Annotated in this window: 20 protein-coding genes; 12 read left to right on the top strand and 8 right to left on the bottom strand. The window is 60.2% G+C overall.

The genetic code is table 11. The features are described from left to right. Window position 1: 1 nt before the first annotated feature. A complete protein-coding gene (locus tag ONB25_07520; GenBank protein ID MDZ7392723.1) occupies window positions 2-976 on the bottom strand; it encodes an ABC transporter ATP-binding protein in 975 nt (324 codons plus the stop codon). Window positions 977-1,297: 321 nt separating this feature from the next. On the opposite strand from ONB25_07520, the gene ONB25_07525 reads away from it, so the two are divergent. Next, window positions 1,298-2,287, top strand: coding sequence for a hypothetical protein (locus ONB25_07525; GenBank protein MDZ7392724.1), 990 nt, complete (start codon window positions 1,298-1,300; stop codon window positions 2,285-2,287). Between the two features lie 33 nt (window positions 2,288-2,320). Here the strand turns inward: ONB25_07525 and ONB25_07530 are convergent, their stop codons facing one another. The 7 genes from ONB25_07530 to ONB25_07560 all read right to left on the bottom strand — a co-directional run bounded on the left by ONB25_07530 (window position 2,321) and on the right by ONB25_07560 (window position 11,157). Next, window positions 2,321-3,721: a hypothetical protein gene (locus ONB25_07530; GenBank protein ID MDZ7392725.1), complete on the bottom strand. Its 1,401-nt coding sequence runs from the start codon at window positions 3,719-3,721 to the stop codon at window positions 2,321-2,323. 22 nt (window positions 3,722-3,743) lie between these two features. Further along, window positions 3,744-4,868 (bottom strand): hypothetical protein, encoded by a 1,125-nt coding sequence (locus ONB25_07535; GenBank protein MDZ7392726.1) that lies wholly within the window; start codon window positions 4,866-4,868, stop codon window positions 3,744-3,746. Between the two features lie 22 nt (window positions 4,869-4,890). Further along, window positions 4,891-6,204 carry a hypothetical protein gene (locus ONB25_07540; protein MDZ7392727.1) on the bottom strand — a complete coding sequence of 438 codons (1,314 nt, stop codon included), beginning with the start codon at window positions 6,202-6,204 and terminating at the stop codon, window positions 4,891-4,893. Window positions 6,205-6,239: 35 nt separating this feature from the next. Beyond that, complete coding sequence (locus ONB25_07545; protein ID MDZ7392728.1) at window positions 6,240-6,941, bottom strand: CsgG/HfaB family protein; 702 nt, start codon at window positions 6,939-6,941, stop codon at window positions 6,240-6,242. 303 nt (window positions 6,942-7,244) lie between these two features. Next, on the bottom strand, window positions 7,245-8,573 hold the full coding sequence (glnA, locus tag ONB25_07550; protein MDZ7392729.1) for a type I glutamate--ammonia ligase: 1,329 nt from the start codon (window positions 8,571-8,573) through the stop codon (window positions 7,245-7,247). Window positions 8,574-8,968: 395 nt separating this feature from the next. Next, window positions 8,969-10,018 (bottom strand): LD-carboxypeptidase, encoded by a 1,050-nt coding sequence (locus tag ONB25_07555; protein MDZ7392730.1) that lies wholly within the window; start codon window positions 10,016-10,018, stop codon window positions 8,969-8,971. Continuing rightward, the gene (locus ONB25_07560; protein MDZ7392731.1) at window positions 10,015-11,157 is read right to left on the bottom strand and encodes a phosphodiester glycosidase family protein; all 1,143 of its coding nucleotides are present in this window, start codon (window positions 11,155-11,157) and stop codon (window positions 10,015-10,017) included. The genes ONB25_07555 and ONB25_07560 overlap by 4 nt, the downstream gene beginning before the upstream one ends. A 158-nt stretch (window positions 11,158-11,315) precedes the next feature. Here ONB25_07560 and ONB25_07565 point away from each other — a divergent pair, with 158 nt between their 5' ends. From ONB25_07565 to ONB25_07615, 11 genes are all read left to right on the top strand, one after another. Beyond that, a complete protein-coding gene (locus ONB25_07565) occupies window positions 11,316-13,043 on the top strand; it encodes an Ig-like domain-containing protein (GenBank protein ID MDZ7392732.1) in 1,728 nt (575 codons plus the stop codon). A 1-nt stretch (window position 13,044) separates the two neighbouring features. Then, complete coding sequence (gene lysA, locus ONB25_07570; GenBank protein ID MDZ7392733.1) at window positions 13,045-14,286, top strand: diaminopimelate decarboxylase; 1,242 nt, start codon at window positions 13,045-13,047, stop codon at window positions 14,284-14,286. A gap of 149 nt (window positions 14,287-14,435) precedes the next feature. Next, the gene (gene dapF / locus ONB25_07575; protein ID MDZ7392734.1) at window positions 14,436-15,233 is read left to right on the top strand and encodes a diaminopimelate epimerase; all 798 of its coding nucleotides are present in this window, start codon (window positions 14,436-14,438) and stop codon (window positions 15,231-15,233) included. A 140-nt stretch (window positions 15,234-15,373) separates the two neighbouring features. Further along, on the top strand, window positions 15,374-17,545 hold the full coding sequence (locus ONB25_07580; protein MDZ7392735.1) for an adenylate/guanylate cyclase domain-containing protein: 2,172 nt from the start codon (window positions 15,374-15,376) through the stop codon (window positions 17,543-17,545). 5 nt (window positions 17,546-17,550) lie between these two features. Continuing rightward, window positions 17,551-19,068, top strand: a complete 1,518-nt coding sequence (locus ONB25_07585) for a DUF488 family protein (GenBank protein ID MDZ7392736.1) — start codon at window positions 17,551-17,553, stop codon at window positions 19,066-19,068. Further along, entirely contained in the window at window positions 19,043-19,555 is a 513-nt protein-coding gene (locus ONB25_07590; protein ID MDZ7392737.1) for an NYN domain-containing protein, read from the top strand. Before ONB25_07585 ends, ONB25_07590 begins: the two co-directional genes overlap by 26 nt. Then, window positions 19,552-20,898 (top strand): ATP-binding protein, encoded by a 1,347-nt coding sequence (locus tag ONB25_07595; GenBank protein ID MDZ7392738.1) that lies wholly within the window; start codon window positions 19,552-19,554, stop codon window positions 20,896-20,898. Before ONB25_07590 ends, ONB25_07595 begins: the two co-directional genes overlap by 4 nt. 138 nt (window positions 20,899-21,036) lie before the next feature. Further along, the gene (locus tag ONB25_07600; GenBank protein ID MDZ7392739.1) at window positions 21,037-23,955 is read left to right on the top strand and encodes a hypothetical protein; all 2,919 of its coding nucleotides are present in this window, start codon (window positions 21,037-21,039) and stop codon (window positions 23,953-23,955) included. A 25-nt stretch (window positions 23,956-23,980) separates the two neighbouring features. Then, window positions 23,981-25,096: a PQQ-binding-like beta-propeller repeat protein gene (locus ONB25_07605; GenBank protein ID MDZ7392740.1), complete on the top strand. Its 1,116-nt coding sequence runs from the start codon at window positions 23,981-23,983 to the stop codon at window positions 25,094-25,096. 311 nt (window positions 25,097-25,407) lie between these two features. Next, a complete protein-coding gene (locus ONB25_07610) occupies window positions 25,408-25,665 on the top strand; it encodes a hypothetical protein (protein ID MDZ7392741.1) in 258 nt (85 codons plus the stop codon). A gap of 338 nt (window positions 25,666-26,003) precedes the next feature. Next, the coding region (locus ONB25_07615) for a trimethylamine methyltransferase family protein (protein MDZ7392742.1) at window positions 26,004-26,607 on the top strand (604 nt) is incomplete at its 3' end.

Here is a 26,607-nt window from a genome sequence, read left to right on the forward strand (position 1 = left end):
GTTATGCCTGGGCCTGGGAGGGGCGCTGCTCGGCCCAATCTTCAGCAGAGCCCTGCGTCAGGCGGATGAATGAATCCTCCAACGACAGCTTTTCTGGATGGAACTCCACGATGTCCCATTTCGCCTCGCGGAGGATGCGATTGAGATCTGCCACCAAGTCGCGACCCGGATCGTGGTACAGGGTGCAACTGGTCACGCCGCGATCTTTGCTGTCCGAAAACTTCACCTCCAAAAGGCCATCCACGTGCTTCAGTTGTTGCTCCACTTCCTTGCGCGGCGCTTTCACCGACAGAACAAAGGCAGCACGCGTGGTCACCTGCTTGCGCAGGTCCTCGAAGCTGCCATCGGCCACCAGCTTGCCCTGGTTGATGACTAAGACGCGATCGGCAACCGTGGCCACTTCAGGCAAAATGTGCGTGCTGAGGATAATGGTCTTCTCGTGCGCCAGCTGCTTGATCAGGTTGCGGATACCGATGATCTGGAGCGGGTCCAGGCCGGAAGTGGGCTCATCCAGAATGAGCACGTCCGGGTCGTGGATTAAGGCTTGCGCCAGACAGGTGCGCTGCCGGAAGCCTTTGGACAAGACGCCGATTTTGCGCTTGAGCACCGGCTGCAGCCCACAAGCCTCAATGACCCACGCCATGCGCTCATGCAGTTTGCCGTTCAGATGGCGCGCCTCGCCGATGAAGCGAAGGTACTCCGCGACCAGCATGTCCGCGTACAGCGGCACCGTCTCCGGTAGGTAGCCGATGATGCGTCGCACGTCGTAGGGGCTCTCTAGAACGTCGTAGCCGCCAACCCGTGCCGTCCCCGAGGTGGGGGCCGTGTAGGTGGTGATGATCTTCATCGCCGTGGTCTTACCGGCGCCGTTCGGCCCCACAAAGCCGACGATCTCCCCCTTGTTGATCGTACAGGTCACATCCTCGAGGGCAGTGGTCATGCCGTACCGCTTGGTCAAATGTTGTAGTTCGATCATAGCGATCCCTCTGTTTTGACCTCCATTCTGCCCACGTCGACACAATTCGCGATTTTGAACGTCAACAAATTGCTTGGAGTTCCACCCAATTTTGCGTATTTTCACGAGAGAGTTATATACAAAATTCAGGCCTTTCCGTCAATAGGAAATTTAGCCGCACGGGGAGAAGAGAGAGTGGTCGCATGCAGGAGCGCAGCCCAGCGGCAGTATGGGGTCTGCCGCTTCGGCAGCACACCCGGACCATTCACCCTTGTTCCTCGGCTCCTTGAGAAAACAGTGGGTAATGACGGTCCAGCACACCCTTGTCAATGGAGAAGGCAGATGAACACGCGATTGCCGGCACTGCTGTCCCTGCTCGGGTGCCTATTGTTCCCGCTGAAAACTCTTCCCCAAGGGTGGGGCGCCGGCGGCATGGTGGCCGGGTTTGAGTATGGGACCACCCTGTCCCTGGGCGCCTACGAAACCTACGCAAGCGCCTTCTTCAACCTCGCCAGAAAACAGAGTACACCGGTTTTCCTCCCTGGGCAGGAAGCAGCTCTTTACCGCTATCTGGGAAGACGGTTTTTCCGCCCTCGGTACGTGCTCTGCCAGGGGACCTTTTACCCCCTCGCCACCCTGAGCAGCTTTATGGAGACGTACCATCGCCAGCAGTTTGACCGCCTCGAGGTATGCGGGTTTAACGTGCTCCGTTCTCTCGGCTCGGGCACCGAAGAACCCTACGCGCTGTCGTTTCTCTTGGGCAACTTGGTCTTCTTGGGGTACTACGAGCCAGCAGATTCCGGCAAGGCAAAGGTGAAACCCGCGGGCTCTGCTCTGGCAGGACTGCTTATCTCCACCGGACATCGTCACATTCAGGATAACATCGTCGTGAACGAACGCTGGTGGCAGGTAGAGTTCATTCTCACAGGCACAAGCCGCAAAGCACGGGCCCACAAACTCACTTGGAACTTTCGCGCCGGTCTTAAAAGCCACTCCACAGAGCTCGCACCGGACGTCGCGGTCGTGAGCCTTTACCGAGACCACACCATGTGGCAAGGAAAAGGGCCGCTGCTACTGGCTAACAGCCGCATGCGGTACGAAGGGCACTTTCGATGGAGGCACCAGGAGCGGGAAACGCCCTTTGCGGTACGGCAACTGTTGGCATATGGGAAAAAAATCCCATTGCAAGTAGTTGGCAGACCAGTGGTGCTACGTTTGGGAGGAGGCGTACTTTGGGAATGGGTCCGGCGCTACGACCGTGAGGCCCGCGCCTTCATGGCAGCGGGCGAAGGCCACTGGGTGTTGCTCATCCAACCGAGCGTAGAGTTTTGACTCGATGTTCTTCCTGGGCAACCGCTCCCCGGGTCAAGGCTTGGTCACGCGAATGTCATCGTAGTACTGCACAGAGGTGCCTGCGGCAAAATCTTGGGCCGCCAAAACCAGCGCGTCCCAAGGCTGTCCGGAGGGATAGGACATATAGGCCTTTAGCTCACCGTTCACATACACATTGGCATAGGGGTATCCCAACTCGACGCGCACTGTGTACCAGGTAAGCGGCTCGTACGGCTGCAGCTGTAAGCGATCCTCTTGTCTTGCCGCGTAGATATTGCCGTCTGCGGAGAACTCAATCCAGTTCACGAAGGCGCCACCAGGAGGGGCTTGGCGATCGTACAGACCCAGCACGGCTCCACCGCCGGCTTCCTGCACCAGTACGCTCACCTGGAATGTAAGGCTGTCGCCGCGGCTCAGAGGGAGGAGGTCCCGCCTGGTGTGCCCAGGAGACGATTCTTGCCTAAAACTCTGCGCACCACTGAAGGCATAGGTCCTGCTCACGCTGCCGCTCACCCCTGCAGATAACGCCTCCCAGCCCCCGCTGGTGGGATAGGCGCCCACGGCATAGGTCTCAAAATCCTCCGCCAAAACCAAGGTGGCAGCCGAAACAGTCACTTGCGACTGGGCGCTATCATCTTCGAAGAAGGCCATGACTGTTTCTTCACCTGTCGCCTGCAGGCCGGCAACAAAGAGGCCCGTCTGGTCAACAGCCCCTGCGATGCCAGGGCGTACAGACCAGCGAGCCAAACTGGTCACATCAACCTCCCGGCCATCGCTGTAATAGGCCATGCAGCGGAAACGCTGGGTCAATCCATTCTTGAGCGCCACCCTGTACGGCTGCAACTCCAGAAAGTACAGCACTGGCCCCAAGTCCCACACCTGAATAGGGGCATGGGCGTGCTCACCCTCCCGCACCTTGACTTCACCTTCACCCCAGAAGCGGATGGTGTCGGCCTCGATACCCGCTACGCACAGATAGTTTAGACCGACCACCCCGGTCACAGTGCCCCTCGCGACGTCTCCTTCTATGTGCAGTGCCTGGTCAGCAACCACGCGGAAAAAGTCCCCAAGGAGTTTCCGCCACTCGGCCCAGCGTCGCAAGTCGCCTGGCCAGTTGTCGCGCGCATGCTCGAACTGCCGAAAGTCGTCAGATTGAAAGTACTGCCAGGAGGTGTCGAAAGCCGAGAAATCCAGTACCATCACCCTTACCATCTCCACTTCACCCTTCCCTGCGGCCCTGAAGAGGGGCCCCGCCGGTTGCTGCGCGCGGTCGGGGAGCTTGCCGATGCGCGGGAGGCTCTGGGCGCCGGAAACAAAGGTTAACTCGATGGAGACCCCCTGATTGGCGGACGTTGGCCCTTTATCACAGCCGGCAAGAAGCGTCAGGGATAGACCAACAAGCAGGAGCGGCCACGCCGGGAGCTTGTTCCTCATCTGGGGCAACCTCACTGATACCTCATAGGTAGAAACGCGCCATTGCGTCAACCACCAGGCCCGAGAGGGCTACCGCCTTGGGACCGCTCTTGATCGACCCCATGTAGTAGCGCAGGTTTGTGTCAACTTCCATCCTGCCCGAAAGCCGCAGCAGGGCGCCTCCTCCCAACCCCAAGAGTGTCGCCGAGCCGGTGCCGTACTGATTATCTCCATACAGTTTCACGTCTATGAGCACCTTGGGTCTTGTCCCCTGCGGAGCACCAAACAGCAGCTGACTACCAAGCTCAAGCTCATTGCCATTGCTGTTTTTGCGCTCCTCGGCAAACACATCGCCGATGCCCGTCTTGTTCCGCCCTTTCATTCGCTCCCGCACCATCACGAGCAGGTCGAATGCACCGGGTCGTGCCAATACCGCACCTTGGATGAGCAATCGGTCACCGCTTTTGAAGACCGTCTCCCCTGCCCCCTTGTCTTCGCCGTACATGGAGTAGACCACATCAGTGGTCAGGCGAGCATCGTTGCCGAAGAGCACCAGGGTTCTGTCAATGCCTAACGACAGATTCATCTCACCGCCCGGTTTGTACTCATAATCCGCGCCATAAAACGGGCGAAACGCGCCCCTGGCCAGGTAGCTGATACCTGCCCCGAGGACAAAGTCACCCACCTCCCAAGCCGAGGCAGCCCCAAGGTGGAAATCGAGTCCCTGCCCCATAGTGGGCACGCGGAAGGCAAGGGCATGCACTGCCAGCACGTTGGCGACGTTGAATTCCTCCGGGGTAAGAGCGTGTTTTCCAGTCGGGAGGTTGGCGCCGAACGTGAGCAGGAAGCGGTCATCGGGCGTCCAGTAGTGGCCGCTTATGCGCACATCGGAAAGACCGTTGAGCTCCTGGGCGCCCACTGCAACCAGGCGCGAGAAGGCTGGCGCCGTGGCCACCACCAGTTGCAATCGCTCGCCCACCGGATAGACAAAGTTCACTGGCATGGCGATCTGGCTAACCTTGTTCTTCCCTGCGGTCCACCACTGCCCACTGACCCCGGCGCCCACGCTGGTCGGCCCTTGGAGCCGGGTCAACATAGGCTGGCTGCGAGCTATACTGCCTATCAGCAAGGAAGTCAGGGCAAGCAAAGGCACGACCCGTCGCATCATGCTGAGACCTCCCGCAGTGGGCTCACTTGGGGATTCTCACTTCCACTTCGATGTTGGCGGCTGAGCCAAAGCTGGATTGGCTCTGCTCCTGCAGGGGCTGGCGTGCGTCGACCCCGGGCACAAAACCGGCGCTCAACTGCTGCTGCGTCTGCTGTAGTCGGTCGAGTTTGGAGGCCTGCAGCGCATCGGCTGTAGCCGGAGGCGGCTCAATAGCCTTGCGCAGCTCCTGCAAATCCTGGCTGCCGGCACGCATGACTTCCGCCTGAGTCACCGCGGCCTTGGCGGCACTGAAGCGCGGGTCCAGCTGCGCCGCGCGGGCGTAGGCGGTGCGGGCCAGCTCGAACATCCCACGGTCCTCATAGTCCAGTCCCTGGCAATAAGCCAGAAAGGCAAGGATATTCTCCGTTGGCACGACCAGGATAGCATCGCGCTCTTCCTGGCTAAGAGGCACCCCCATTTCGCTCAGGATGCGGAAGACCAGGGCCTTTTCCATGCGGAAAAAGTCCTGAAGGGCTCCGCTGACGCGCCGCGGGCCACTCAGCGTGCGGCTCCTGGTATCCACGAGCGCCGCCTCGATGCGCAGCTGCTCGCCCTCCAGCCCCAAGAAGCCGCCCTGGACCACCTTGGCCACTCCCAGGAGGCGCCCCAGCCGAGGGGCGGTTGCCTCATCCACCAAGCCGGTCATCCCCAGGCCGATTTCTTCGAGCAGAGCCTGCATTCGCGCCCTTTCCACCACACGCAACGCCTTCGCTTTTGAAAGATCGGTGATGAGCATCTCGGCAATGCCCTTTTCCAGAGGGCTCAATTCTTCTGGCCCGCCGAGGCGCGCGAAGTTGAGCACCGCCACCGCATTGCCTGGAATGCGGACGGTGTCCAGGGCGGCCTCATTGGCCAGCGCCTCTCTGGCCTGCTCGACCAGGCGGCGACGCAGCAATACTTGAAGCCTGCCCTCCAATGCCCGCCGCATCTGGCTCATGCGTCCCACCCGCGTGTAGCGTCGGTACATGTCGATGGCCCCGTCCAAATCCCCGGTGATCTCGTAAGCCGAGCCGAGGTAAAAGAGCGTCCGTGCATCGGTGGAATCCAGCGCAAAGGCCTTGGACAAGGCGCGAATCGCCGCCGCATACTCCTCCTTGCCGTACAAGGCTATGCCCACATCGCGCAACACCTGGGGGTCAGTGGGTTGTTCCTCAAGGGCCAACACCAGATGGCGGAGCGCCAGGTCATAATCGTGACGACGCAGCGCGGTCTTGGCCCGACCGTGGTAAGATGTGGCACATCCCATCACCCAACAGCCGGCCGCCACAATGAGGGCAACAATGAGCTTTCTGCGCACGTGTAGGTTCCTCGTTCACCTTGAGGATGAGGTGCTCACTTGAGATGGACCTGCACCGCCATCAGGCGCTGTTTGGCCTGCGCAAAGGACGGGCTCACCGCGAGCGCCTTCCGATACATCTTATACGCCTCGAGCGGCTGCCCCCTGTCCTCCAGCTCCAAGCCTTTGGCGTAGAGAAGCGCCGCCTCCAAAGTGGCCTCACCCCCTGCCTCCAAGCGCACCCGGTCTTCTCTGGTTAGCGCTACATCCAAATCGCGCACAATCTTCTCGGTGAGACGTTTGACCATGTCAAAGAGCTTATCCACCTTGCCCGTCTCTTCCTCGGCCTTGATGGTGAGGCCTGTCTCCACCTCCACAATGCGCGCATCAATTCGCATCTTGCCGCCGAACATGTGCACAAAGCTGCCCAATAGGAGGTGTTTTGCACCCAAAAGTCGACCCACCTGGACCGCGCTCTTTTCGTCGATAAGACCAGCCTGGGCCAACTTCATCTCCTCCAAGAGCTGCTGCAACTGCGCGCGCTCAATGACGCGCAAAGCCTGCACCTTGGAGAGCTCAGTGATGAACATGTCGGCCAGCCCCTTGCTCAATGCGGCCACCTCATCCTTTTGTGCTAAGCTGTTGTTCTGGAAGTAAAGGACGGCGAGAGTTCTCTCCTGTTGGCCCCAAACATGCTGCCCGACGCAGCTGAGCAAAGCAATTAATACAGGGGTGAGGCTTTTTACCGCGATGCGCATAGTCTTACTCCCTTTGATCCCTGCAAACGGATGGCAACACAATTCCGGAAGGCGAGATCATCTCCGACCTTACGCTCACCTCGTGCCGGGGCTTACCTACTCATGGTGAATGGTACGTAACTTTGGGGAGAAAAGCAAGTGTTTTCAACAAAAATTCTAACCGAGCCCGCTTCTGGCTTGTTCGCCACCGCCCCCTGAATCACTGTCTGCTTCAACCTACAGCCTCATGACCCCTCCGCGCAAAAGGAAGCAGGCGCGACCGCCAAGCGACGCGCCTGCAACCTCCCTATCGCGTGAGCGGGCTCAGAAAAGCTGTAGGTACTTCTCCACCTCCCACGGTGTGACCTGAACCCTAAACTCTTCCCACTCGCGCGACTTGATGTCCAGGTAACGATCGAAAAGGTGCTGGCCCAGGACCTTGAGGGAGAGTTCGTCTTTCTGCAGCTCCTGTAGTGCCTCGTACAGCGAGCTGGGCAGAAGACCGATGTTCTTTGCCTTCAAACCTTGCTCATCGAAGAGATAAACATTCTCCTCAACAGGCTCTGGGGGCTGGAGCTTGTTGCGGATTCCGTCCAGACCAGCCTGGAGCATGAACGCCAGGGCCAAATAGGGGTTACAGCTTGGGTCCGGACAGCGCAGCTCGATGCGCGCCGACTGCTTGCGGTCGTGGAACCACTTGGGCACGCGAATGAGCGCTGACCGATTGATCCGTGCCCACGTCACATAGACCGGAGCCTCATACCCGGACACCAAACGCTTGTAGGAATTCACCGTAGGACAGAGCACAGCACACATGGCACGAATATGCTTGATGATGCCGGCCATGAAATGATAGGCAAGCTGAGACAGATTGTAGGGATCATCTGCGTCGTAGAAAGCATTCTGCCTCGACTTGAGGTCGAAGAGGCTTTGGTGCGTGTGCATGCCGTTGCCCGGGGCACCAAACACGGGCTTGGGCATGAAGGTCGCGTCCAAATTATGACGCTGGGCGATCTTCTTGACCGTGTACTTCAAGGTGAGGATGCGATCGGCGGTCTCCAATGCGTTGCCATAGAGAAAGTCGATCTCGTATTGCCCGCTGCCCACTTCATGGTGGGAAGCTTCCACCGGGATGCCAAAACTGTGCAAGGCACCGAGGATTTCCCGCATCACAAAGTAACCTTCGTGCGAGGAGAAGTCAAAGTAGCTCCCTTCGTCAATGGGGCGGTGACCCTGGCCTTCCGGTTTGCGGAAGAGGTAGAACTCCATCTCCGGGCCCACGTTGAACTGGAAACCCATCTCCTTCGCTTCCGCCAGGGCCTTTTTGAGCACGTAGCGGGGGTCACCCTCGTAAGGACTGCCATCCCGCCCAAAGATGTCGCAAATCAGACGTGCGGTTCTGCCGTTTTCCAGCAGCCACGGCACCAGTGAGTAGGTGGAAAGGTCCGGCTTCAGGAAAAGATCGCTCTCCTGAATCCTGGCAAAGCCCTCCACGGAGGAGCCGTCGAACCAAACGCCGAATTCGGTGGCGTCTTTGAGCTGGCGCACCGGGATGATGACTTCCTTGACCACCCCGAGTAAGTCGGTAAACTGCAGACTTATGAACTTGACTTCGTCCTCTTCGACGCGCTGAAGGAGCTGCGTCTTCTCCATTGAGCTACCTCCTCGTCTTGGCGGTTTTGAATGCCGCCAATATACAAAAATTCAGGGGCAATATCAATAAGTATTCCTGCTGGTCGGCTGCTCTCGCAAGGTGTTGTGGTGGCCCCTGGAAGTTGCCCGTGCGACATACCCGCCAAATAGACTCGCTCTCTGGCCGCACTTCTAGCATGCCCCGCGGCCATGAGGTCGGGCCAGTGGGGGAACGAGGCTGAACGACCATCCCGCGACGCATAAAGGCGTTGCCCTCTGGCCATACCCTACGCGGGTGGGGCAGGGTCCCAGGGCGAGGCACACCGCAGCAGGGCAGGGTGCACCGTCCGCAGGCGATGCCAGTTCCCCCCTTGCAGTGCACTCAGGTATTACGTTCGAGTAACCCCCTTTGCGACTCAGCTGACCGCCGGCTCGTCAATTGACAACCTGCCCTTACCTACATCCAGGGTAGCCATCACCCCCAGCGGCAGCGTGGGCTTGTCGGGCGCGTGACCCAGGGAGAGCCCAAACACCACCGGCACGCGCAACTGGCCAAGGCGATCGCTGATGACCTCCTCGACGCTCAGCGTCGTGGGAAAAGCCGGCTGGTAATCCCGTGGGCCGCAGCGCTGCAGGCGATCGACGGCGATGCCGGCGCACTGCTGCAGTTTGCCCGCCATCAGCAAATGCGTCAAGTGCCGGTCCAGGTCATAGGGTTCCTCTCCCACCTCCTCGAAGAAGAGCAGACGCCCCTCGGTGTCTAGTTCATAAGGAGTGCCCACCGAGGCAGCCAGCAGGGTCAAATTGCCCCCCACCAGTCTGCCCCTGGCCCGACCAGACAACCCATTAACCCCGATGGGAAGGGCACTCGGCGGCTCGTCAATCTCGCCCGCCGGCTCGTTTTTCATCAGTACACGCTGGAGCAGATCCACCGTGTAAGGTGAAAAGGTGGATAGGGCCACTGGGCCGTGGAAGGTCACCAGGCCGGTCATCTGGTGCACCGCCACAAGTAGGATCGTGATGTCGCTGTATCCCAACAGGATTTTCGGATGAGTACGAATGTGCTCATAGTCAAGCAGATTGAGGATGCGCAGACACCCGTAGCCGCCGCGAACGGCAATGACGGCCTTGACCTGCGGGTCGTCGAACATCTCCTGCACATCGGTGGCGCGCTCCGCGTCGGTACCGCCCAGGTAGCCGTACTTCTTGCCTACGTTCCTGCCCACTTTGACCTTGAAGCCCAGCTTTTCCATGGCCAGTTTTGCTTCGCGGATCGCGGAGGGCTCAAAGGGGGCGCTTGCCGGGCAGACCAGCCCCACTGTGTCGCCCGGGCGCAACCGCGGCGGCTTGATGATAGGCTTCTCCCGCCTTCCTGCTCGCAGCGCTCCTGCGCCTGCCACTCCTACCGCACTCAAGGCAGCCATCTCCCCCATAAACTCCCTGCGCGTCACTCCCTTGCGTGTCATGGCTCCTCCCAAGCTTTGTAGCGGACAACAAGTGCGTTGGAGACCGGTCGTTCCTGGCCGTCGCCTGCCGGCCGATTGACCACCTTGCCTTGGATGACCATTGTGGTGCTGCCGCCCCCATCGAAATTGATAGCCAGAAATGCACCCAAATCCACCAAGAACTCTGCCAGTTCTACCAGGCTCATCCCTTCGCTGTATCCGGGCTGCCTGCCGTCCACCGTGACCAGATAGGCCGTGCTACGGTCGGCGGAAAGCCCAGCGGCAGTACGCGGATGCCGCCCAAGGGCAAAGCCCCCATTGCCCCAGGAGGCAATTTCCTCAAAAGCCACGCGTCCCTCGCGCAGCAGTAGAGGACCGCCGCTAACGAGCCACCGCACGGTCCCTTTCGCCGAGGACAGTGCCACCGATAGACGTAGGGTATCCTGCACCCTGCAAGCCTGTCGCAAAGCCTGGCCAGCGCGCCCATGGCCAGACAGAACCATCCCGCCCGGAGGGATAATGGAGTTGCCCACGGTGTCAACCCTGGTGACCACTGTCAGGAGGGGGCCGCTTCCCTGCGGCGACACGAGCGCGGCGAGGGTCACCTCGACGCCCCATCTGTTGGTGCGGGTCGTCCTTCCGAACCAGCGGTTGAACACAATGAGTTCATCGGTGCTGCGTGCGCGGTTGAAGCCGCTCACCTGCATCACCTCGCCTCTTGGGAACTGGACGTCCGCTTGCAGTCGATCCACCGTAAGGAAAATTTCGCCAGAACTGGTCATGCCTATCACCGGTCTTGTGGGCCCGCTCTTCACCACGTCGCCATCACAGACATGTGGCCCAATGGGAGCACCGACCTCAGAAAAAAAGTCGCCGTTAACCCCGGCAATGACCCTCTGCCCTGCCGCCTTGAGCATTTCGCTGAGCGGGGCACACGAGGTGAGGCGAATTCCCGGTTTGACCGCCGCGAGCTCTACCGTACCCTTAAGGCTCACCTCAAGCACATGGACCACCGCGCGCGGAGCCGATAACCGATAGATCCTGTACACCACATCCGGAGTGACACGGACTGTTCGCTCCGGTTGCGGGAGAGTGCCTGCCAGCCCGCGCGCTGCAATAGTGGCGAACAATCCGACAATAACCCATCGCGTCCTGCGCATCTCTCTTGCTCCTTTCGCTCTGCAAAGATATGAAATTCGCCTGGAAAAACCACCTCTTTTCTCGGTGCGATAAGAGTACAACAACGCCGTGGCGGCAAGTTTGACTACGAAAACAAAATGGTTGTATTTCTGCCCGCATTTGGCTATTTTATGGAGTCATGCGGAGTCGATGTGGTACTGCCATCCAGAGTCTTATGATGAGCCTCCTCTTGGGGCTGGGCTGTGCGCGCCAGGGATTTCCCCCTGGCGGGCCTGAAGACAAGACGCCGCCGGAGGTGGTCTCCACGTCTCCGTTGCCTGGCGCCGTGCACGTGCCGCCTACGACCAAGGTGATGCTCACGTTTAGCGAGAGGGTCCAGCGCCAGTCCGTGGAGCAGGCGCTGTTCATCACACCCCGGCCCGCAGGCAAGCCATCGCTGCGCTGGCGCCGGCGGACGCTGGTTATCACCTTCAGTGAGCCACTGCGCGTGGAGCGCACTTATGTAGTCACGGTGGGCACCGAGGCGCGAGACCTGCGCAACAACCGGCTCAGACAGGCGTTCTCCCTGGCCTTTTCCACGGGCGACTCTTTGGACAGTTGTGCCGTGGAGGGAAGAGTCTATGGCGAAGGCGGGCTTGCAGGGACAGCGATTTGGGCTTATGACCTGGCGGTAGCAAAGGAGCCGAACCCCTCTTTGGCGCCGGCCGACTATGTCACGCAATGCGACGCCACCGGGGCCTTTGCACTTCGGGCGATGGCCCCTGGCAGCTACCGGGTCTTTGCTGTGCGCGACCGCGACGCCAACGGCCGCTACGATCCGGAATACGATGCGCTGGGCGTGGCACCTGGGGATGTGCAATTGAGTGCCCTTTCGCCTGTGTTCACTGGCTGTCACATGCGCGTGGCGGTACGCGATACTACCCCACCGCGCTTAGAGTCGGCCGGTGCCTCAGACAATCGCCACCTCCACCTCCGTTTCAGCGAGCCGGTGCTCCCCCGGCCGGTAAGCATCCCAGACAATTTCACAATCGTGGCACTAGAGACCACGGACACGGTGCGGGTCCTGACTGCCTACCTCGATGCCGAACGCCGGAGTTTTGTCCACTTGCTGACTTCAGGCCTGCGCGGGGACCGCTACAAGGTGACGGTGCACGAGGTCCGAGACGAACACGGGCTGCCCGCGCTGGGGCTCAGTGCGGAGTTTTCCGGCAACACCTCTCCGGACACGCTGCGCCCAGCAGTGGTAAAAACCGTGCCCGCAGATAGCGCACGAGCGGTGCCGTGCGCGCTCAGTTTAGACATCCTCTTCAGCGAAGCGATGGACACAAGTCGCACCACTACGGCCATCTCCTTCGTCGACAGCGCTGGTTCCTCGATCCCTGGCGCGCTGCAGTGGTCCACCCCTGCGCACTGCATCTTCAGCCCCTTGCTGCCACTCGCCAGTCGACGCCAGTACCGGGTAAGGATCGTCGGCGCCCTGGCGCGCGACATGAGCGGTTTGCCGCTCAGGCAGGACAGTGTGCGGATCACGCTCTGGACCATGAATTGCGACACGCTCTCCTCTATTGCTGGCACAGTCAATGACGAGGAGAGCGAGGCAACGGGGCCAGTCGTGATTGCGGCGGTGCAAGTGCGCCCGCAGGGCGTGCGCCGCGAGGTCACGATTGCAGGCCCAGGACCCTACGAAATTGGTGGCCTATTGCCAGGAGTCTACCAGCTGGAATGCTATAGGGACGAAGACCACAACGGCCGCTACTCGCTGGGCTCGGCTGTACCTTTCGTGCCGGCAGAGCGGTTCGTGGTGCTCCCCGACTCCATTCAAGTACGCTCCAGGTGGCCCAATGTAGGCAATGACATCGGGCTCCCGCGCTGGAAATGGCGCACGATGCCCCAAGTCGAGAGGTGACATGCAACCAACGATTCCCTTCTCTTACCAGGATGGAGTGCTTCGCTGTGAGGGGGTCAGTTTGGAGGACCTGGGGGAACGCTACGGCACGCCCCTGTATGTCTACAGCCAGAACGGTATGCTTAGCGCCTTCGCGGCGATTGAGGGCGCCTTTGCAGGCATCCCGCACACGGTCTGCTATGCCCTGAAGGCGAATGCAAACCCCCATGTGCTGCGCATGCTGGCCGCGGCAGGCGCAGGAGCGGACGTGGTGTCCGGCGGCGAGCTTCAGCTTGCGCAGCAAACTGGCTTTCCCATGCATAAAACGGTTTTTGCTGGCGTTGGCAAGACCAACCCGGAAATTACCGCCGCCATAAGCGCGGGCATTGCCGCCCTCAACGTTGAATCACGCCAGGAACTGGAGGTGACTGCGGAGTTGGCGCGGACGCTGGGGAAACCAGCGCCTGTTGCTATCCGCATCAACCCGGACGTGGATATTGAAGGGCACCCCTACTTGACCACCGGCAGGAAAGTCAACAAATTCGGCATCCCGCTCGAGGAGGCTTACGAGTGCTGCCTGTGGACCGCAGCTCAACCCAATCTGAGGTTGGTGGGAGTGCACGCGCATGTAGGTTCGATGATCAAGAAGACGCTGCCCTTCCGCAAGAACGCCGAAGCGCTGGCCGGCTTTGTCAATCAATTGCGGGCGCAAGGGCTCCATGTGGCTCACATCGACATCGGCGGCGGTATTGGCGTCGACTATACGCGCGTGCTCGCCGAGCAGGGCGGACCGCTGTGCATAGACCCGGAGGAGATAGCTGCCGAAGTGGTGCCTATAGTCGCCCCCACGGGGTGCGAGCTTTTCATCGAGCCCGGGCGGGCCATTGTCGGCCCCAATGGCGCCTTGCTGACGCGCGTGCTTTACACCAAGGAGAGTCGGGGCAAGCACTTTGTAGTCGTCGATGCGGCGATGAACGACTTGATCAGGCCCGCGCTGTACGGCGCACATCACGAGGTCCTACCGGTGTTGCGGCGCGGGGGTGACACGGTGGTGGCGGACGTCGTGGGACCAGTGTGCGAATCCGGGGACTTTTTCGCCAAGGACCGCCAAGTGCCACGCCTGCAGCGAGGAGATCTGGTGGCCATCATGACCGCAGGTGCATATGGGTACGTGTTGGCCAGCACCTACAACCAGCGCATGAAACCTGCCGAGGTGCTGGTGAACGGCGTAGCTCACGAACTGATTCGCCAACGCCAGTGGTAGAAAGAAACCAGGGCCGGGCAATCCCCGCCAAGCACCAACAACGCTGCGGCCGGTACTCTGGCTCCCATTGACAGTGTGCACGCAACATGAAGAGAGGCCAAACAAACCACTCACGGTCGACGGCGAAGCGTCCCTCGGCGGCTTTCCCCTTGCGCTTCGTAAAGATCTCCGCCACAGGCAATGACTTTGTCGTTTTCGACAATCGCAACGGGCACGTGGACGTTGTCCGCCACCTTCAATGGTGCAGCTGGCTATGTCAACGCCGCGTCGGTGTGGGGGCAGACGGTGTGATCCTGGTTCAGCGGAGCGCCACTGCCGACTTTTGCTATGTGCACATCAACTCTGACGGCAGTATTGCGGAGATGTGCGGGAATGGCTCCCGCGCCGTGGCCTTTTTCGCGCATGTCGAGGGGATTGCCCAATCGCCGGTGCGCTTCGAGATCGGTGGCAAAGTCTACACCGCAAGGGTGGATGGCTCACGGGTCACCACGTACTTTGTGCCACCTGCGCCGCCTCGGTTTGCGCTCTGCCTGCCCGAGGAACATTTTCTGGATGAAGGCGGGTTTATCGACACGGGGGTGCCGCACTACGTGCTTTTCGCCCAGGACGTGCAGGGGCTCGACGTCGTGGGTCTTGGGCGGAAATACCGGCACCACCCCGCCTTTGCCCCCCGGGGGGCGAACGTGGATTTTGTGCAAGTTCTGGACCGAAACACCCTCCGCATGCGCACCTATGAGCGTGGAGTAGAAGACGAGACCCTCGCGTGCGGTACGGGCGCGGTTGCGGCTTCCATAGTGGCACATCTGCGCCGTGGCTGCGTTTCACCCCTTGCGGTAGAGGTTCCAGGCGGGGTGCTGCAGGTGAGCTTTGACAGGACCCTGCAGGAAGTAACCCTCACCGGGGACGTAGAGGTAGTCTTCGAGGGCTTTGTACGGGCGCCAGCGTAAACAGGGTGACCCTTTCGTGCTGGGCATGGTGCGCTGCGAATCGGGCACATCTTTAGGCAAGGTTGGCCATATGCCATGGACGCCGCACGCGTGCCCGCCCAGGTAGCGGGCACCATTGACCACATTTCATCGACGAGACGATGAAAGGGACGTTCCCCAAGACAGTAATCGCTTGTTTGCTCGGGCTGGTGGCTGCGGGAGCTACAGGCCTGGTAACCGAGCTCCCCCTAAAGCGCATTTTCGAGGGTTTCGAAGCTAAGACGCTTGATTGGCGTTATGCCCAGCGGTTGAGCCGATTGGCTTCCCAGAGGGCAGGTGCGGCACTGGAAGACATTGTGATCGTGGACATTGACGACCGCAGCCTGGAAAAACTCGGCCCTTTTAGCCAGTGGCCGCGCACCTACCACGCGAAGGTCATCGACTATCTCACCTCTGGCAAAGCGTTGGCCATAGGCTTTGACGTCCTGTTCATGGAGCCAAGCCGCGATCCTATGGTTGACGACTCCCTTACGGCCGCCACCTCACGTGCGGATGTGGTGTACCATGCCATGGCCTTTTCCGCCGCAGACCCTGACATCTTCCTTTATGCCATGGATGCCCCGCCCCCTGGCTTCCAGGCCGAGCGGTTCTCCTTTGCCTTCCCGCCCCGCACGACTACCCGCCTTCCCTCGGCGGAACGGATGGATGGCAAGATCGTTCGCCTATACAACGCAGCTGCTGGCATCGGCTTTGTCAATTTCACCCCAGACGACGACAGCGTGATTCGGCGCATGCCGATGTTCATCACCTTTGCAGGCAGGCAATATCCGGCCCTCTCGTTGGCCATCATTCGCGGCCTGCTCAACCTTTCGCCTGAGCACATCAGATTGGAGCCTGGCAAGCGCATCGTACTCTCCCCACCCCAGTCACCTGGTCAGCGCGTGGTGCTTCCGGTGGACAGCCGCGGCCGCATGCTTATCAACTACCTGGGTACAATGGGGACCTTCCGGTACGTTTCCTACTATGATGTGCTCATGGAGCGCGTGCCAGCTGAGATTTTTGAAGGGCGCATAGTGCTGGTCGGGACTTCAGCGGCCGGTTTAGCGGACATCCGGCCAGTGCCGTTTCAAGGGGCATTCCCGGGCGTAGAGATCCACGCGACCATCATTCACAACATCCTGCACCAGCAGTTCATCAACCGCCCCGGCAAAGTGGCTATCTACCTGCTGGCGGCGGTGCTGGCAGTGGCCGTGGCAATGATGGCCATGTATCTGCGGCCCTGGCTGAGTGGACCACTCGTGCTCCTGCTTGGCGCCGCTTTCCTCGTCGTGAACTTCCAGCTCTTTGCGCGCTCCGCCATCTGGGTGGAAATGGTTCGGCCCATGCTCACTCTGCTGTTCAGTTACCTTGGGGTCTTTATCTTCCGCTACGTGGAAGAGGAACGGAGCAAGCGCAAGATCAAAGGCATGTTCCAATACTACCTTTCCGCCTCCGTGGTGGATGAGCTCATCAAGAACCCGCAAATGTTGAAACTTGGGGGCGAACGGCGCATGGCCACGGCCTTTTTCTCCGACATCAAGGATTTCACTTCTGTGTCGGAGGGGCTGAGCCCTGAGGAGCTGGTGGCGCACCTCAACGAGTACCTGTCGGCGATGACCGCGATTGTGTTTGCCCATCAGGGATTCCTGGACAAGTACGAGGGCGATGCCATCATGGCCGTGTTTGGCGTGCCGGTGCCCATAGACGGTCACGCCGTCTTTGCCTGTCGCGCCGCGTTGGAGATGCAGCGGCGGCTCAGTGAGCTGCGCCCAAAGTGGCAGGCAGAGGGCAAGCCGCAATTTCACGCGCGCATCGGCATCAATTCCGGGCCGATGATTGCCGGTAACATCGGCGGCGAGCAGCGCTTTGACTACACCGTGATCGGCGACAGCGTGAACCTCGCCTCGCGGCTTGAAGGCGCCAATAAGGCATACGGGACCAGCATCATGATCAGCGCCTTTACGCACGAACTCTTGAACGGACAATTTGTAACCCGCGAACTCGACTTCATCCGCGTCAAGGGCAAGGCGCTGCCAGTGCGCGTATATGAGCTGGTGGCAGAGCACGAGGACGAGCTGTGCGCCACGCGCCACCAGGCCTTGCAGCTCTTTGCCGAGGGACTCCAGGCCTACCGCGATCGGCGTTGGGACGAGGCCCTCGCCCTTTTCCAGGCGGCTCTGGCGTTGGAGCCGGAGGATGGTCCCGCACAGGTGTATTGTCAGCGGTGCACGTTGTTTCGACAGAATCCACCTCCGCCCGACTGGGACGGGGTGTTTGAGATGAAGACCAAGTAGAACCCTTGAGCGCACACCAGTTCCAACGCATTCTGGTCAGCCGATTGCGGTTCATGGGCGACATCGTGCTGACTACTCCCCTGCTGCGGGCGCTGCGGCGGGCGTTCCCTCAGGCAAGGATTTCTTACCTCGCCGAGGCCCCTTTTGTGCAGGTCTTAGCCCACCATCCGGATGTGGACGAGCTCATTGAGCTCGAACGCCAAGGCACCTTAGGCGCGCAGATCGGCCTGGTACGCTCGCTTCGTTGTCAGCACTTTGACCTCGCCATCGACCTTTTGGGCAATCCACGCTCGGCTCTTCTGCTTTGGCTAAGCGGCGCAGCTCAGCGAGTAGGTTTTGACTACCGCGGCCGCCGCCTCCTCTACACCACGGTGGTGAGACGCGAGCCGCGCCCCATGACCGCCATCGAGTTTCACCTGCAGGTGCTCGGCGCGCTGGGTCTGTCTGTGGCCGGCATGCAGACCTGCCTGGTTACTTCGGCAGAAGAGGACCACTGGGCCAAGGAGTTCTTGAAAGCAAAAGGGATCGCCCCCGGCGAACGTCTCCTCGTTATGCACCCCGGAGCATCATGGCCTGCGAAACGCTGGTTTCCAGATCGATTCGGAGAGCTGGCCCGACGCCTCGTGAAGGAGCTTGGCATACGGGTGCTGATCACCGTGGGCCCAGGCGAAGAGGAGCTTGCTCAAGGTGTTGCCTCCATCGCACGGGAAGCTATCGTGCTCGGGGTAATGCCCATCCGCCACGTAATGGCCGTCGTCAAGCGCGCCCAGGTCCTTGTGGCAAATGACTGTGGCGTGCTGCACCTGGGGCCAGCCCTGGGCGTGCCTACAGTGGGCGTATTCGGCCCTGGTGAACCGGAAATCTGGTTTCCTTACGCCGAGGAGGCCGGGCACCGGGTTGTGCACAAGGAGCTCGCCTGCAGCCGCTGCCACCGCGACTTTTGCGCAGAGCTCCGCTGCATGGAGGCGATTCAGGTGGAGGATGTCTTCACCGCAGTCGTGCAGGCTTTGGCCCACAAGCAGGCAGAAATGCCCACCATCTACACCATCGGCCACTCCACGCTCAGCAGCGAGGAGTTTCTGGCTCGCCTGCGGGCGCATGGCATCGCACGGGTGGTGGATGTGCGCCGCTTTCCCACCTCGCGCAGATACCCGCACTTCTGCCGGGAAGAACTTGCCTCTGCGCTCAAGGGCCAAGGCATCGACTATCGGTGGCTCGGAGATACCCTCGGGGGATTCAGGAGCGGGGGCTACGAGGGTTACATGCACACCGCGCCCTTTTTGGCCGGGCTGAACACCCTGATGGAGTTGGCCCGGGGGATGCCCACGGCCGTAGTGTGCTCCGAAGCCCTCTTTTTCCGCTGCCACCGTCGCTTCATCGCCGACGAGTTAGTGCGGCACCAGTGGCGCGTCCTCCACATTCTGGATGGACGCCGCACCCAGGAACACCGCCTCCGCCACGAGACGACCGGTCATGAGACAAATGGAGGGGTTGAGCATGACCATGCCCAGGATAGTGGTTGATGGCTACAATGTGATCCATGCATCCCAGGAGCTCGCTGCGCTGTTGGCTCACGAGCTGGAAGCGGCGCGGCAGGCGCTGCTCCACCGTCTGGCAGCGTACCTGAACACCCACAAGGTCGAGATCGTAGTGGTGTTTGATGGCGCTGAGGTGCATCCCTCCAGCACTGGCACGGCGCTGTTGCCACGCCTGCGCCTTGTCTTCTCCCACCCCCCGGAGTCCGGGGATGCAGTCATCGAGAAGCTGCTTAGGGCAGATGCCCACCCTCGGAGCGTGACGCTGGTCACGGCGGACAAGCGGCTGGCAGCAGTGGCAAGGGAACGCGGTGCTTCGGTTCTCTCCCCGCGCCGGTTCCTCCAGCTGGTGACCAAGAGCAGGCAAGCCGATGACCTGGTTGACAACAAGTTCAACGGGGAGATGAGCGAGGCGGAACTGGCTGAATGGCTGGCTCTCTTCGGGGAAAAAACGGAGCGGTCGCGCAGAGCATGAACGAGAGCGGTGCGGAACTGCGTGCATCCATTCGCCGGCGGCGCGTGTTTGTGGGGGCGGTGTTAGGCGCAGTGGTAGTAGTGCTCGCGGCTCTCAATGCCATCAACTGGCTCTTTGTGAGTCGCATGCGCCACTACCTAGATGCTGAACTGGGCCGGCGTCTGGAAACAATTGCCCGTACTTCTGCGCGCACTCTTGACCGAGAGGGCTTGGACTACCTCAGAGGCGAAGACCGCACGTTGCTGGCACTGGAGCTACTGCGCCTTTCCCGTGATGCCCAACTCCAGGCTGTGCACATTGTGGACGCAGGGTATCGCATCGTGGCCAGCTCGCAGGGTTACGTGGGTCCTGGCGAGCCTCTCCACTACCTAGAGGCTGACAGCACCTCCGTGGAGCGTGCGTGGTCGGGCTCTGTCACAGCCGGGCCCCTTCGCCAGCTGGGGGGCCACCGATTCAAGTTAGCTTACGCGCCTCTCCACGACTCCTCTGGCGAGACGGTCGCCCTGTTGGTGGTCGAGGCCAGTGCGGGGTTCTTCGAAGTGCTGCGCGGATACGAGCGTGCGCGTCTCCTAGGCCTTCTCGCCAGCGCTCTGCTCCTCTTTGTGCTGAGCGCCTTCCTCCTCTGGGCTTTAGCACTCTTCTTGCACACTGAAGCCTCACTCCGTCAGGCCGAGCGGCTGGCCACCATCGGACAGATGGCCGCCACAGTTGCGCACGAGATCCGCAATCCGTTGGGAATAATCAAAAGCACCGCCGATGTGCTCAAGCAGCGCTACAGCACTGCCGGCGGGCATGATGAGCTTTTTGACTTCATCCCCCAGGAAGTGGCCCGACTGAACCGAATGGTGGACGACCTTTTGGTCCTGTCGAGAGGGCCGCGGCTGGTTCTGGAGCGCCGTTCAGCCTCGGAGGTGATCGCCAGCACCATTGCCAGGTTGCAGCCGCAATTCTCCGCGGCGGGCGTGACCCTGCAGAGCCACCTTGATGAAAACCTCCCCCCTTTTGCCTTTGATCAGGATGCATTGCATCAGGTGCTCCTTAATGTGCTTCTAAACGCGCTGCAGGCCACTCCCGCGGGCGGGAGGGTGGAACTCAAGGCCACCACCACCGCAACTCGGCGTGGTCCCGCCGTGCGTATTGAGGTTCGCGATACTGGCCATGGCATTAGCGGAGACCCGCGACGAGTGTTTGAGCCCTTCTACACCACCAAGCCCACGGGAAGCGGCCTCGGTTTGACCGTGACTCAGAAACTGGTACAGGGCCACGGCGGCTGGATCGATGTGGAGAGCACACCGGGCAAGGGGAGCACCTTCACCCTGTACTTCCCGCTCCGTGACCACTAGAACCCTCGCGTCTGCCCCCATACCCCAACCTGCACGTGAACTCGCTTGGTTCATCTTTTTGTTTGACTGGAAACGGCTTTTTTTGTACATTGACAATACCCCATAAAGAGCAAAGGACAAGATTTTGCGACGGAGAACATGCGACATCTTGTCAACAAGATCTCCTTTGCGGTCCTTCTCGGCGTGTGCCTCATGTCGCTCACTGATGAGCTCAGTGGGCAATACTACTTTGGCCGCAACAAGGTACAGTACGACAACTTTCGTTGGCTCGTGCTGCAAACAGAGCATTTCGACATCTACTTCTATCCGGAGATGCGGCAACTGGCCGAAATCGGCGCAGCCTATGCCGAAGAGTCATACCGGGTGCTGGAAGAAAAGTTTGACCACAACATCAACCGCCGGATCCCCCTGATTTTCTACGCCAGTCATGCTCACTTTCAGCAGACCAACACCACGCCGTACCTCGTGCCGGAGGGCGTAGGTGGCTTTTTTGAGTTCCTCAAAGGGAGGGTGGTGGTGCCGGCGAACGGCTCCATCACCGAGTTCAAGCACGTGATCCGCCACGAGCTGGTACACGTGTTCACCTACAGCAAGCTGACAAGTGTGTTCAAGGAACGCGGCAAGATCACGCCCCCGGACCTGCCCCTATGGTTTGTCGAGGGCCTGGCTGAGTACTGGTCAACTGGCTGGGACTCCCAGGCAGAGATGTTCATCCGTGACGGCGTACTGAATGGATATCTTGTTCCCCTCGGCCAAATCTACCAAATCTACGGCTCGTTCCTCATGTACAAGGAGGGGCAGGCGATCATCAAGTACATCGATGAGACCTTCGGCCAAGAGAAGATTATCCGCCTCATCGAGAATAGCTGGAAGGAAGAGCGCTTTGCTGATGTGTTGAAGGTCACGCTGGGTGTGGATGTACAGCAGTTCGACAAACAGTGGCTCTACGCGCTCAAAAAGCGGACCTACCCCCTGCTGGAACGCCTGGACTCTCCGGAGATGGCTACCACGATGGTCACACGGGAGGGGATCGACACCAAGCCGGTATTTTACCGCCGGGCCGACTGTGGATGGGTACTGTTTGTGTCTAATCGGATGGGCTATTCGAATATTTACTTACAGAAACTCACCGGTGGTGAGGCGCCGGCCAAGGCGGAGGTGTTGATCAAGGGTGAGCGCACATCAGAGTTCGAGAGCTTTCATGTGCTGCAGAGCAAGATCGACGTCACCTCGGACGGCCTGCTCGCCTTTGTCAGCCGGAGCGGGGCAACCGATGTGCTCAACATTTACGACATCGAGCATCGGGCGATGGTAAAGCAGGTCCGGTTCGACTCGCTGGTTTCGCTCTACTCCCCCTCCTGGTCACCAGATGGCAAACAGATTGTCCTCACGGGATTGAACTTCGGCGGGCAAAGTGACCTCTACCTTGTTGATGTAGAACGCGAGGTCGCTGAGCAGTTGACGGACGATCTGTTCGACGATCGCGACCCCGCGTGGTCGCCAGACGGCAGAGTTATCGCATTTAGCAGCGATCGTTCGCCGTTTGGAGAGCAGGGTTTTTACAATCTCTTTCTGCTGGACGTACAGGCGGGGACTATCGAGCCCGCCACGTGCGCTCCCCATAATGACCTTGCGCCCGCCTGGTCGCCGGATGGTCGCTATCTGAGCTTTACCTCGGATCGCGATGGGGCCTACAACATTTGGGTGGTACGCGCAGGCGGAAGGGAAACGAAAAGGCTTCTGGCCGAGGCCACCATCTCAACGAGGGTGGAACAAGACCTTTCCCGCACCAATCAGTTGGACGAGCTGCGGCAGTTGACCTTCTTCACTACCGGCGCCTTCGACCCCACATGGACCGATGCCGGGCAGGTCATATTCTCGGCATTTGAAAACTTTAGCTTTCGCCTACGCCTGCTGGAGGATGTGCTGAGAAAGTTGGAAGCATGTACTGCGGTGGCTGCAGATAGCGTCCCGTGTTCTACCTCGCCGTGGATCGCCCAGCAGGTGCGCGGCGACATCACCAGCAAAGCGGTCAAGTACCGCCCCAAATTCGACCTGGACGTGGCACAAAGCGCCGTGACGCAGGACCCCATCTACGGCACTGCGGGTGGGGCACAGTTAGCGATTACAGACATGCTGGGTAATTCACAGTACTACTTTCTCATCTACAACAACGCCCGGACACGCGACGAGTTTTTGGAAAGTTTCAACATAGCGGTTACAAGACTTGACCTCACCCATCGTACCAACTTTGCCGTAGGGCTCTATCACTTTGCCGGCCGTTACTACTCGCTGTATGACTTTTACTTTTGGGAGCGGCGAGCCGGTGGTTTCGCGGCGGTGAGCTACCCCTTCTCGGTCTTTCAGCGTTTCGAGGCGAGTCTCAACGTGCGCTACTCGGACAAGGACTGGTATATCTTCGGTCGCCGACGGAAAGCGGTGCTGGTCTCCAATATCGTGTCGTTCGTGAAAGACAACTCCCTCTGGGGCCCCACCGGCCCGGTGGACGGCGAGCGCTACAACATTACCTTGGGCAATACCTTGGACGTGTACCGCTCGAAGGTGAACTTTCTCACTGTCATCGTGGACTACCGCCGGTACTTCCGCATCAGCCGCAGCGTGACCCATGCAGTGCGTCTGATGACGATGATGAACACCGGCAGAGAGGCCACGCCCTTCTTCATGGGCGGCAGTTGGGACCTACGCGGCTATCCTTTGTGGCGCATCTGGGGAACCAAGCTGGCGTTAGTGAGCAACGAGCTCCGCTTCCCCTTCATCGATCGTTTCTTTGTCAAGTTCCCCATCGGAGGGCTGGCGCTCAATGCCATCCGGGGTGCCATGTTCCTCGACGTGGGCAACGGTTGGGACGAGGAGTTTGACGGCCTTTTGGGAAGTGCCGGGTTTGGCGTGCGCTGGCGCATCGGCGGTGTGCTGGTCTTGCGTCTGGATGGGGGGCGCAAATTCACTGTGCGCGACCTGTCGCACATTCGCAGTTTCAAGGACATCGATGTTGACGACCACTGGTTCACACAATTTTTCTTCGGTTGGGACTTTTAGGCGCGGCTGGGCAGTTATCCGCCCTATGCTTGTGGTTGCGGCCGTGGCAGCAGGCGGCTGCGCGCGCCTGGTGCTGCCAGAGTTTGTCGCCCGAGGCGAGGCCTCCTGGCTACAGTTCGGTGGCACACCGCAGCGGACCAATCTTGCCCCAGCCGGAGTCGCCCCTCCGCTGGAACTCGTCTGGCAAAAGAAGGGAACCGCAAGCGCCGGCAAGACGCTCCTTAGCGCAGGCCAATACGTCGTCTGTCCCACTCGCGACGGACATGTGGTCATTCTGGACGCGGTCTCTGGGAAAAATCGGGCACGAAAGAAGTTCCGACCTGGCTATGAGATAACATGCGCCCTCTGCGAAGACGTGTTAGTCGTCGCAAGGCGCCATGGGGCTCCGAGTCTGAGCGTGCACAACCTCAGAGATGGCTCTGTGCTCTGGTCAGCAACTCCCGGTAGCATCGAGACGGAACCGCTCATTGCCGACGGTCGCCTGATCGTGGCGGCCGAGGAGAAGCGGCTGGTTGCCTATGAGCTGCGCACCGGCACCACGTTGTGGACTTTGCAATGCGAGGACCGCCTTCGCGCAACACCTGCCTACGGCGACGAAAAAATCGTGCTCGGCGGCGATGACGGCAGGGTGCGCGCCGTGGATGTCCGCACCGGCCATGTGCTCTGGCAATACCGGACCGGAGCGGCGGTGGTGGCACCGGCAGCAGTGGGCCACGGAATGGTATTCGTAGGCTCAACGGACCGGACCTTCTATGCGCTCTCGCTGGACTCAGGTCTGGTCCGTTGGGTGTTCCCCACAGCAGGCGCCATCAGGGAAGGCGCCTGCGTTACTGACTCCACGGTGCTTTTCGGAAGCAGCGACCACTTTCTCTATTGCGTGATGCTCCGCAGTGGCGTGGAGCGCTGGCGTTTCCAGGCCAAGAGCATCATTAGCACGCCTCCGGTGGTGGCAGGCTCCGTGGTGTTCGTGGGCTCTCTGGATCAGCACATCTACGCGATTGACGTGGAAACGGGCCGCGAGCTGTGGAAGTACGACACGGGCGGTCGGGTGCGAACGTCCCCTCTGGTGACCGGCAAGACATTGGTGGTAGCCGCCGAGGGGAGTCGCGTCTTGGCCTTTCGCAAAAAGATCTCCCCATGAGTGTCTTCCGCTTTCGCTTACACTCGTCCCGGCCAGCAATGGTGTGCGCCGTTGCGATGATTGTGGCCTGTAGCCACCCATTGAGCGGTACGCCGCGACCGTTTCAGGGAACACAGTGTCAGGACAGCATGTCGGCTTTACATCCCCTTGCCCGCCCTGTCGTCTTTCTTCCAGAGAGTCTGTATCCCTGCCCGCCCACAGAGGATTCACTGACTCCGAGCTTCTGGTCATCGGCAGCCAAAGGGCGCGAGCACAGTCTACTGCCGGCAGCAGGCGACACGCTCCGCCGTGCAATCAGGGTGAGAAAACGAGTGGTACCCCACAAGAAGAGGGATGCCACGCTTTCATGGGTCTTTCTCGGCACTGCGGTAACATCTGGCGCTGCCTCCATGTACTTCAAGAACACGGCTGACGAGCGGTACGAATCCTACCTGCGCGCCAGTTCGCCAAAAGAGATGAATCGTTACTACGATGAGGCCTGTCGTTTTGACCGCTACGCCGCGATAGCCTATGGTGGATTTCAGGTGAGCTTCGTAGCGTGGGTATTTTTCTTTTTGCGCTCGCGGTGAGAAGCTTCCGAAATAGACACGGGCAACCGCTGCGCATTCCGCGAATACAGAAATGGCTTCGATCGCACGAGTCTCACTGAGCAAAGCCGCACGTGTTCTGGAGACGCCTGTTTGTCCGGGTAGAATGGAGCCGCAACGCAGCTCCACAGTCACCAGAAAGGCGTCGTTACGGCTTCTGCGGGCCAGTGTCATCTTCTCCAACGGAACTCCAGGGAAACCGTCTTCGGCGAAAACACTCGACGATAGGGTCTCCATGGCGGCGCCTCTGCGTGGGCAGTGTACTCTGCGCGCTCTCACGTGCTTCCAGGAAAACGGTTCGCTCCTAGGAAACAACAGGAATGCAACAAACACGAGGGGCTGACAACATGGAACAGCGTCCATTCATTTCGATCATCAGCGAGCAGCTTGTCAGGCGCGTGATTGATGAGGCGATGGATGTGCTGGAGAAAGTGGGGGTGATGGTGGAGCACGAAGAGGGGAGGCGCCTGCTCACGGACGCGGGCGCAAGAAGCGAACCGGGCTCTTCGCAAATCAAGATTCCTCGGGGTCTGGTGGAACAATCCATTGCTTCAGCGCCAAAGGCAATCACCATCTACGACCGCGCGGGCGAGCCGGCCATGCAGCTTGAAGCTGATCGCGTGCACTTTGACCCGGGCTCGGCGGCTTTGACCATCCTGGACTGGAAGACGCAAAAGGAGCGCACGCCGGTCACTGCCGACCTCGTGGCCCTGGCGCGCCTCACCGACAGTCTGCCGCACCTTGCGGCGCAAAGCACTGGCCTCATTCCCGGGGACGTGCCTGGAGCCATTGCTGACCGCTACCGGCTGTATATCGCCCTGTTGCACGGGCGCAAGCCCATCGTCACCGGCACCTTCGCGGTGGACGCGTTCGAGGTGATGTGGGACATGCTGGTGGCCGTCCGTGGCAGTCGTGAGGAGCTCC

The sequence above is a fragment of the candidate division KSB1 bacterium genome (genome assembly GCA_034506335.1).
Taxonomy (GTDB): domain Bacteria; phylum Zhuqueibacterota; class Zhuqueibacteria; order JANLFK01; family Oleimicrobiaceae; genus Oleimicrobium.

What these genes read in the sequence shown, in the direction of transcription:
- ONB25_07520 (MDZ7392723.1), bottom strand. Translation starts at nt 976, where the DNA reads ATGATCGAACTACAACATTTGACCAAGCGGTACGGCATGACCACTGCC.
- ONB25_07525 (MDZ7392724.1), top strand. Translation starts at nt 1,298, where the DNA reads ATGAACACGCGATTGCCGGCACTGCTGTCCCTGCTCGGGTGCCTATTG.
- ONB25_07530 (MDZ7392725.1), bottom strand. Translation starts at nt 3,721, where the DNA reads ATGAGGAACAAGCTCCCGGCGTGGCCGCTCCTGCTTGTTGGTCTATCC.
- ONB25_07535 (MDZ7392726.1), bottom strand. Translation starts at nt 4,868, where the DNA reads ATGATGCGACGGGTCGTGCCTTTGCTTGCCCTGACTTCCTTGCTGATA.
- ONB25_07545 (MDZ7392728.1), bottom strand. Translation starts at nt 6,941, where the DNA reads ATGCGCATCGCGGTAAAAAGCCTCACCCCTGTATTAATTGCTTTGCTC.
- glnA (MDZ7392729.1), bottom strand. Translation starts at nt 8,573, where the DNA reads ATGGAGAAGACGCAGCTCCTTCAGCGCGTCGAAGAGGACGAAGTCAAG.
- ONB25_07555 (MDZ7392730.1), bottom strand. Translation starts at nt 10,018, where the DNA reads ATGACACGCAAGGGAGTGACGCGCAGGGAGTTTATGGGGGAGATGGCT.
- ONB25_07560 (MDZ7392731.1), bottom strand. Translation starts at nt 11,157, where the DNA reads ATGCGCAGGACGCGATGGGTTATTGTCGGATTGTTCGCCACTATTGCA.
- ONB25_07565 (MDZ7392732.1), top strand. Translation starts at nt 11,316, where the DNA reads ATGCGGAGTCGATGTGGTACTGCCATCCAGAGTCTTATGATGAGCCTC.
- lysA (MDZ7392733.1), top strand. Translation starts at nt 13,045, where the DNA reads ATGCAACCAACGATTCCCTTCTCTTACCAGGATGGAGTGCTTCGCTGT.
- ONB25_07580 (MDZ7392735.1), top strand. Translation starts at nt 15,374, where the DNA reads ATGAAAGGGACGTTCCCCAAGACAGTAATCGCTTGTTTGCTCGGGCTG.
- ONB25_07590 (MDZ7392737.1), top strand. Translation starts at nt 19,043, where the DNA reads ATGACCATGCCCAGGATAGTGGTTGATGGCTACAATGTGATCCATGCA.
- ONB25_07595 (MDZ7392738.1), top strand. Translation starts at nt 19,552, where the DNA reads ATGAACGAGAGCGGTGCGGAACTGCGTGCATCCATTCGCCGGCGGCGC.
- ONB25_07600 (MDZ7392739.1), top strand. Translation starts at nt 21,037, where the DNA reads ATGCGACATCTTGTCAACAAGATCTCCTTTGCGGTCCTTCTCGGCGTG.
- ONB25_07605 (MDZ7392740.1), top strand. Translation starts at nt 23,981, where the DNA reads ATGCTTGTGGTTGCGGCCGTGGCAGCAGGCGGCTGCGCGCGCCTGGTG.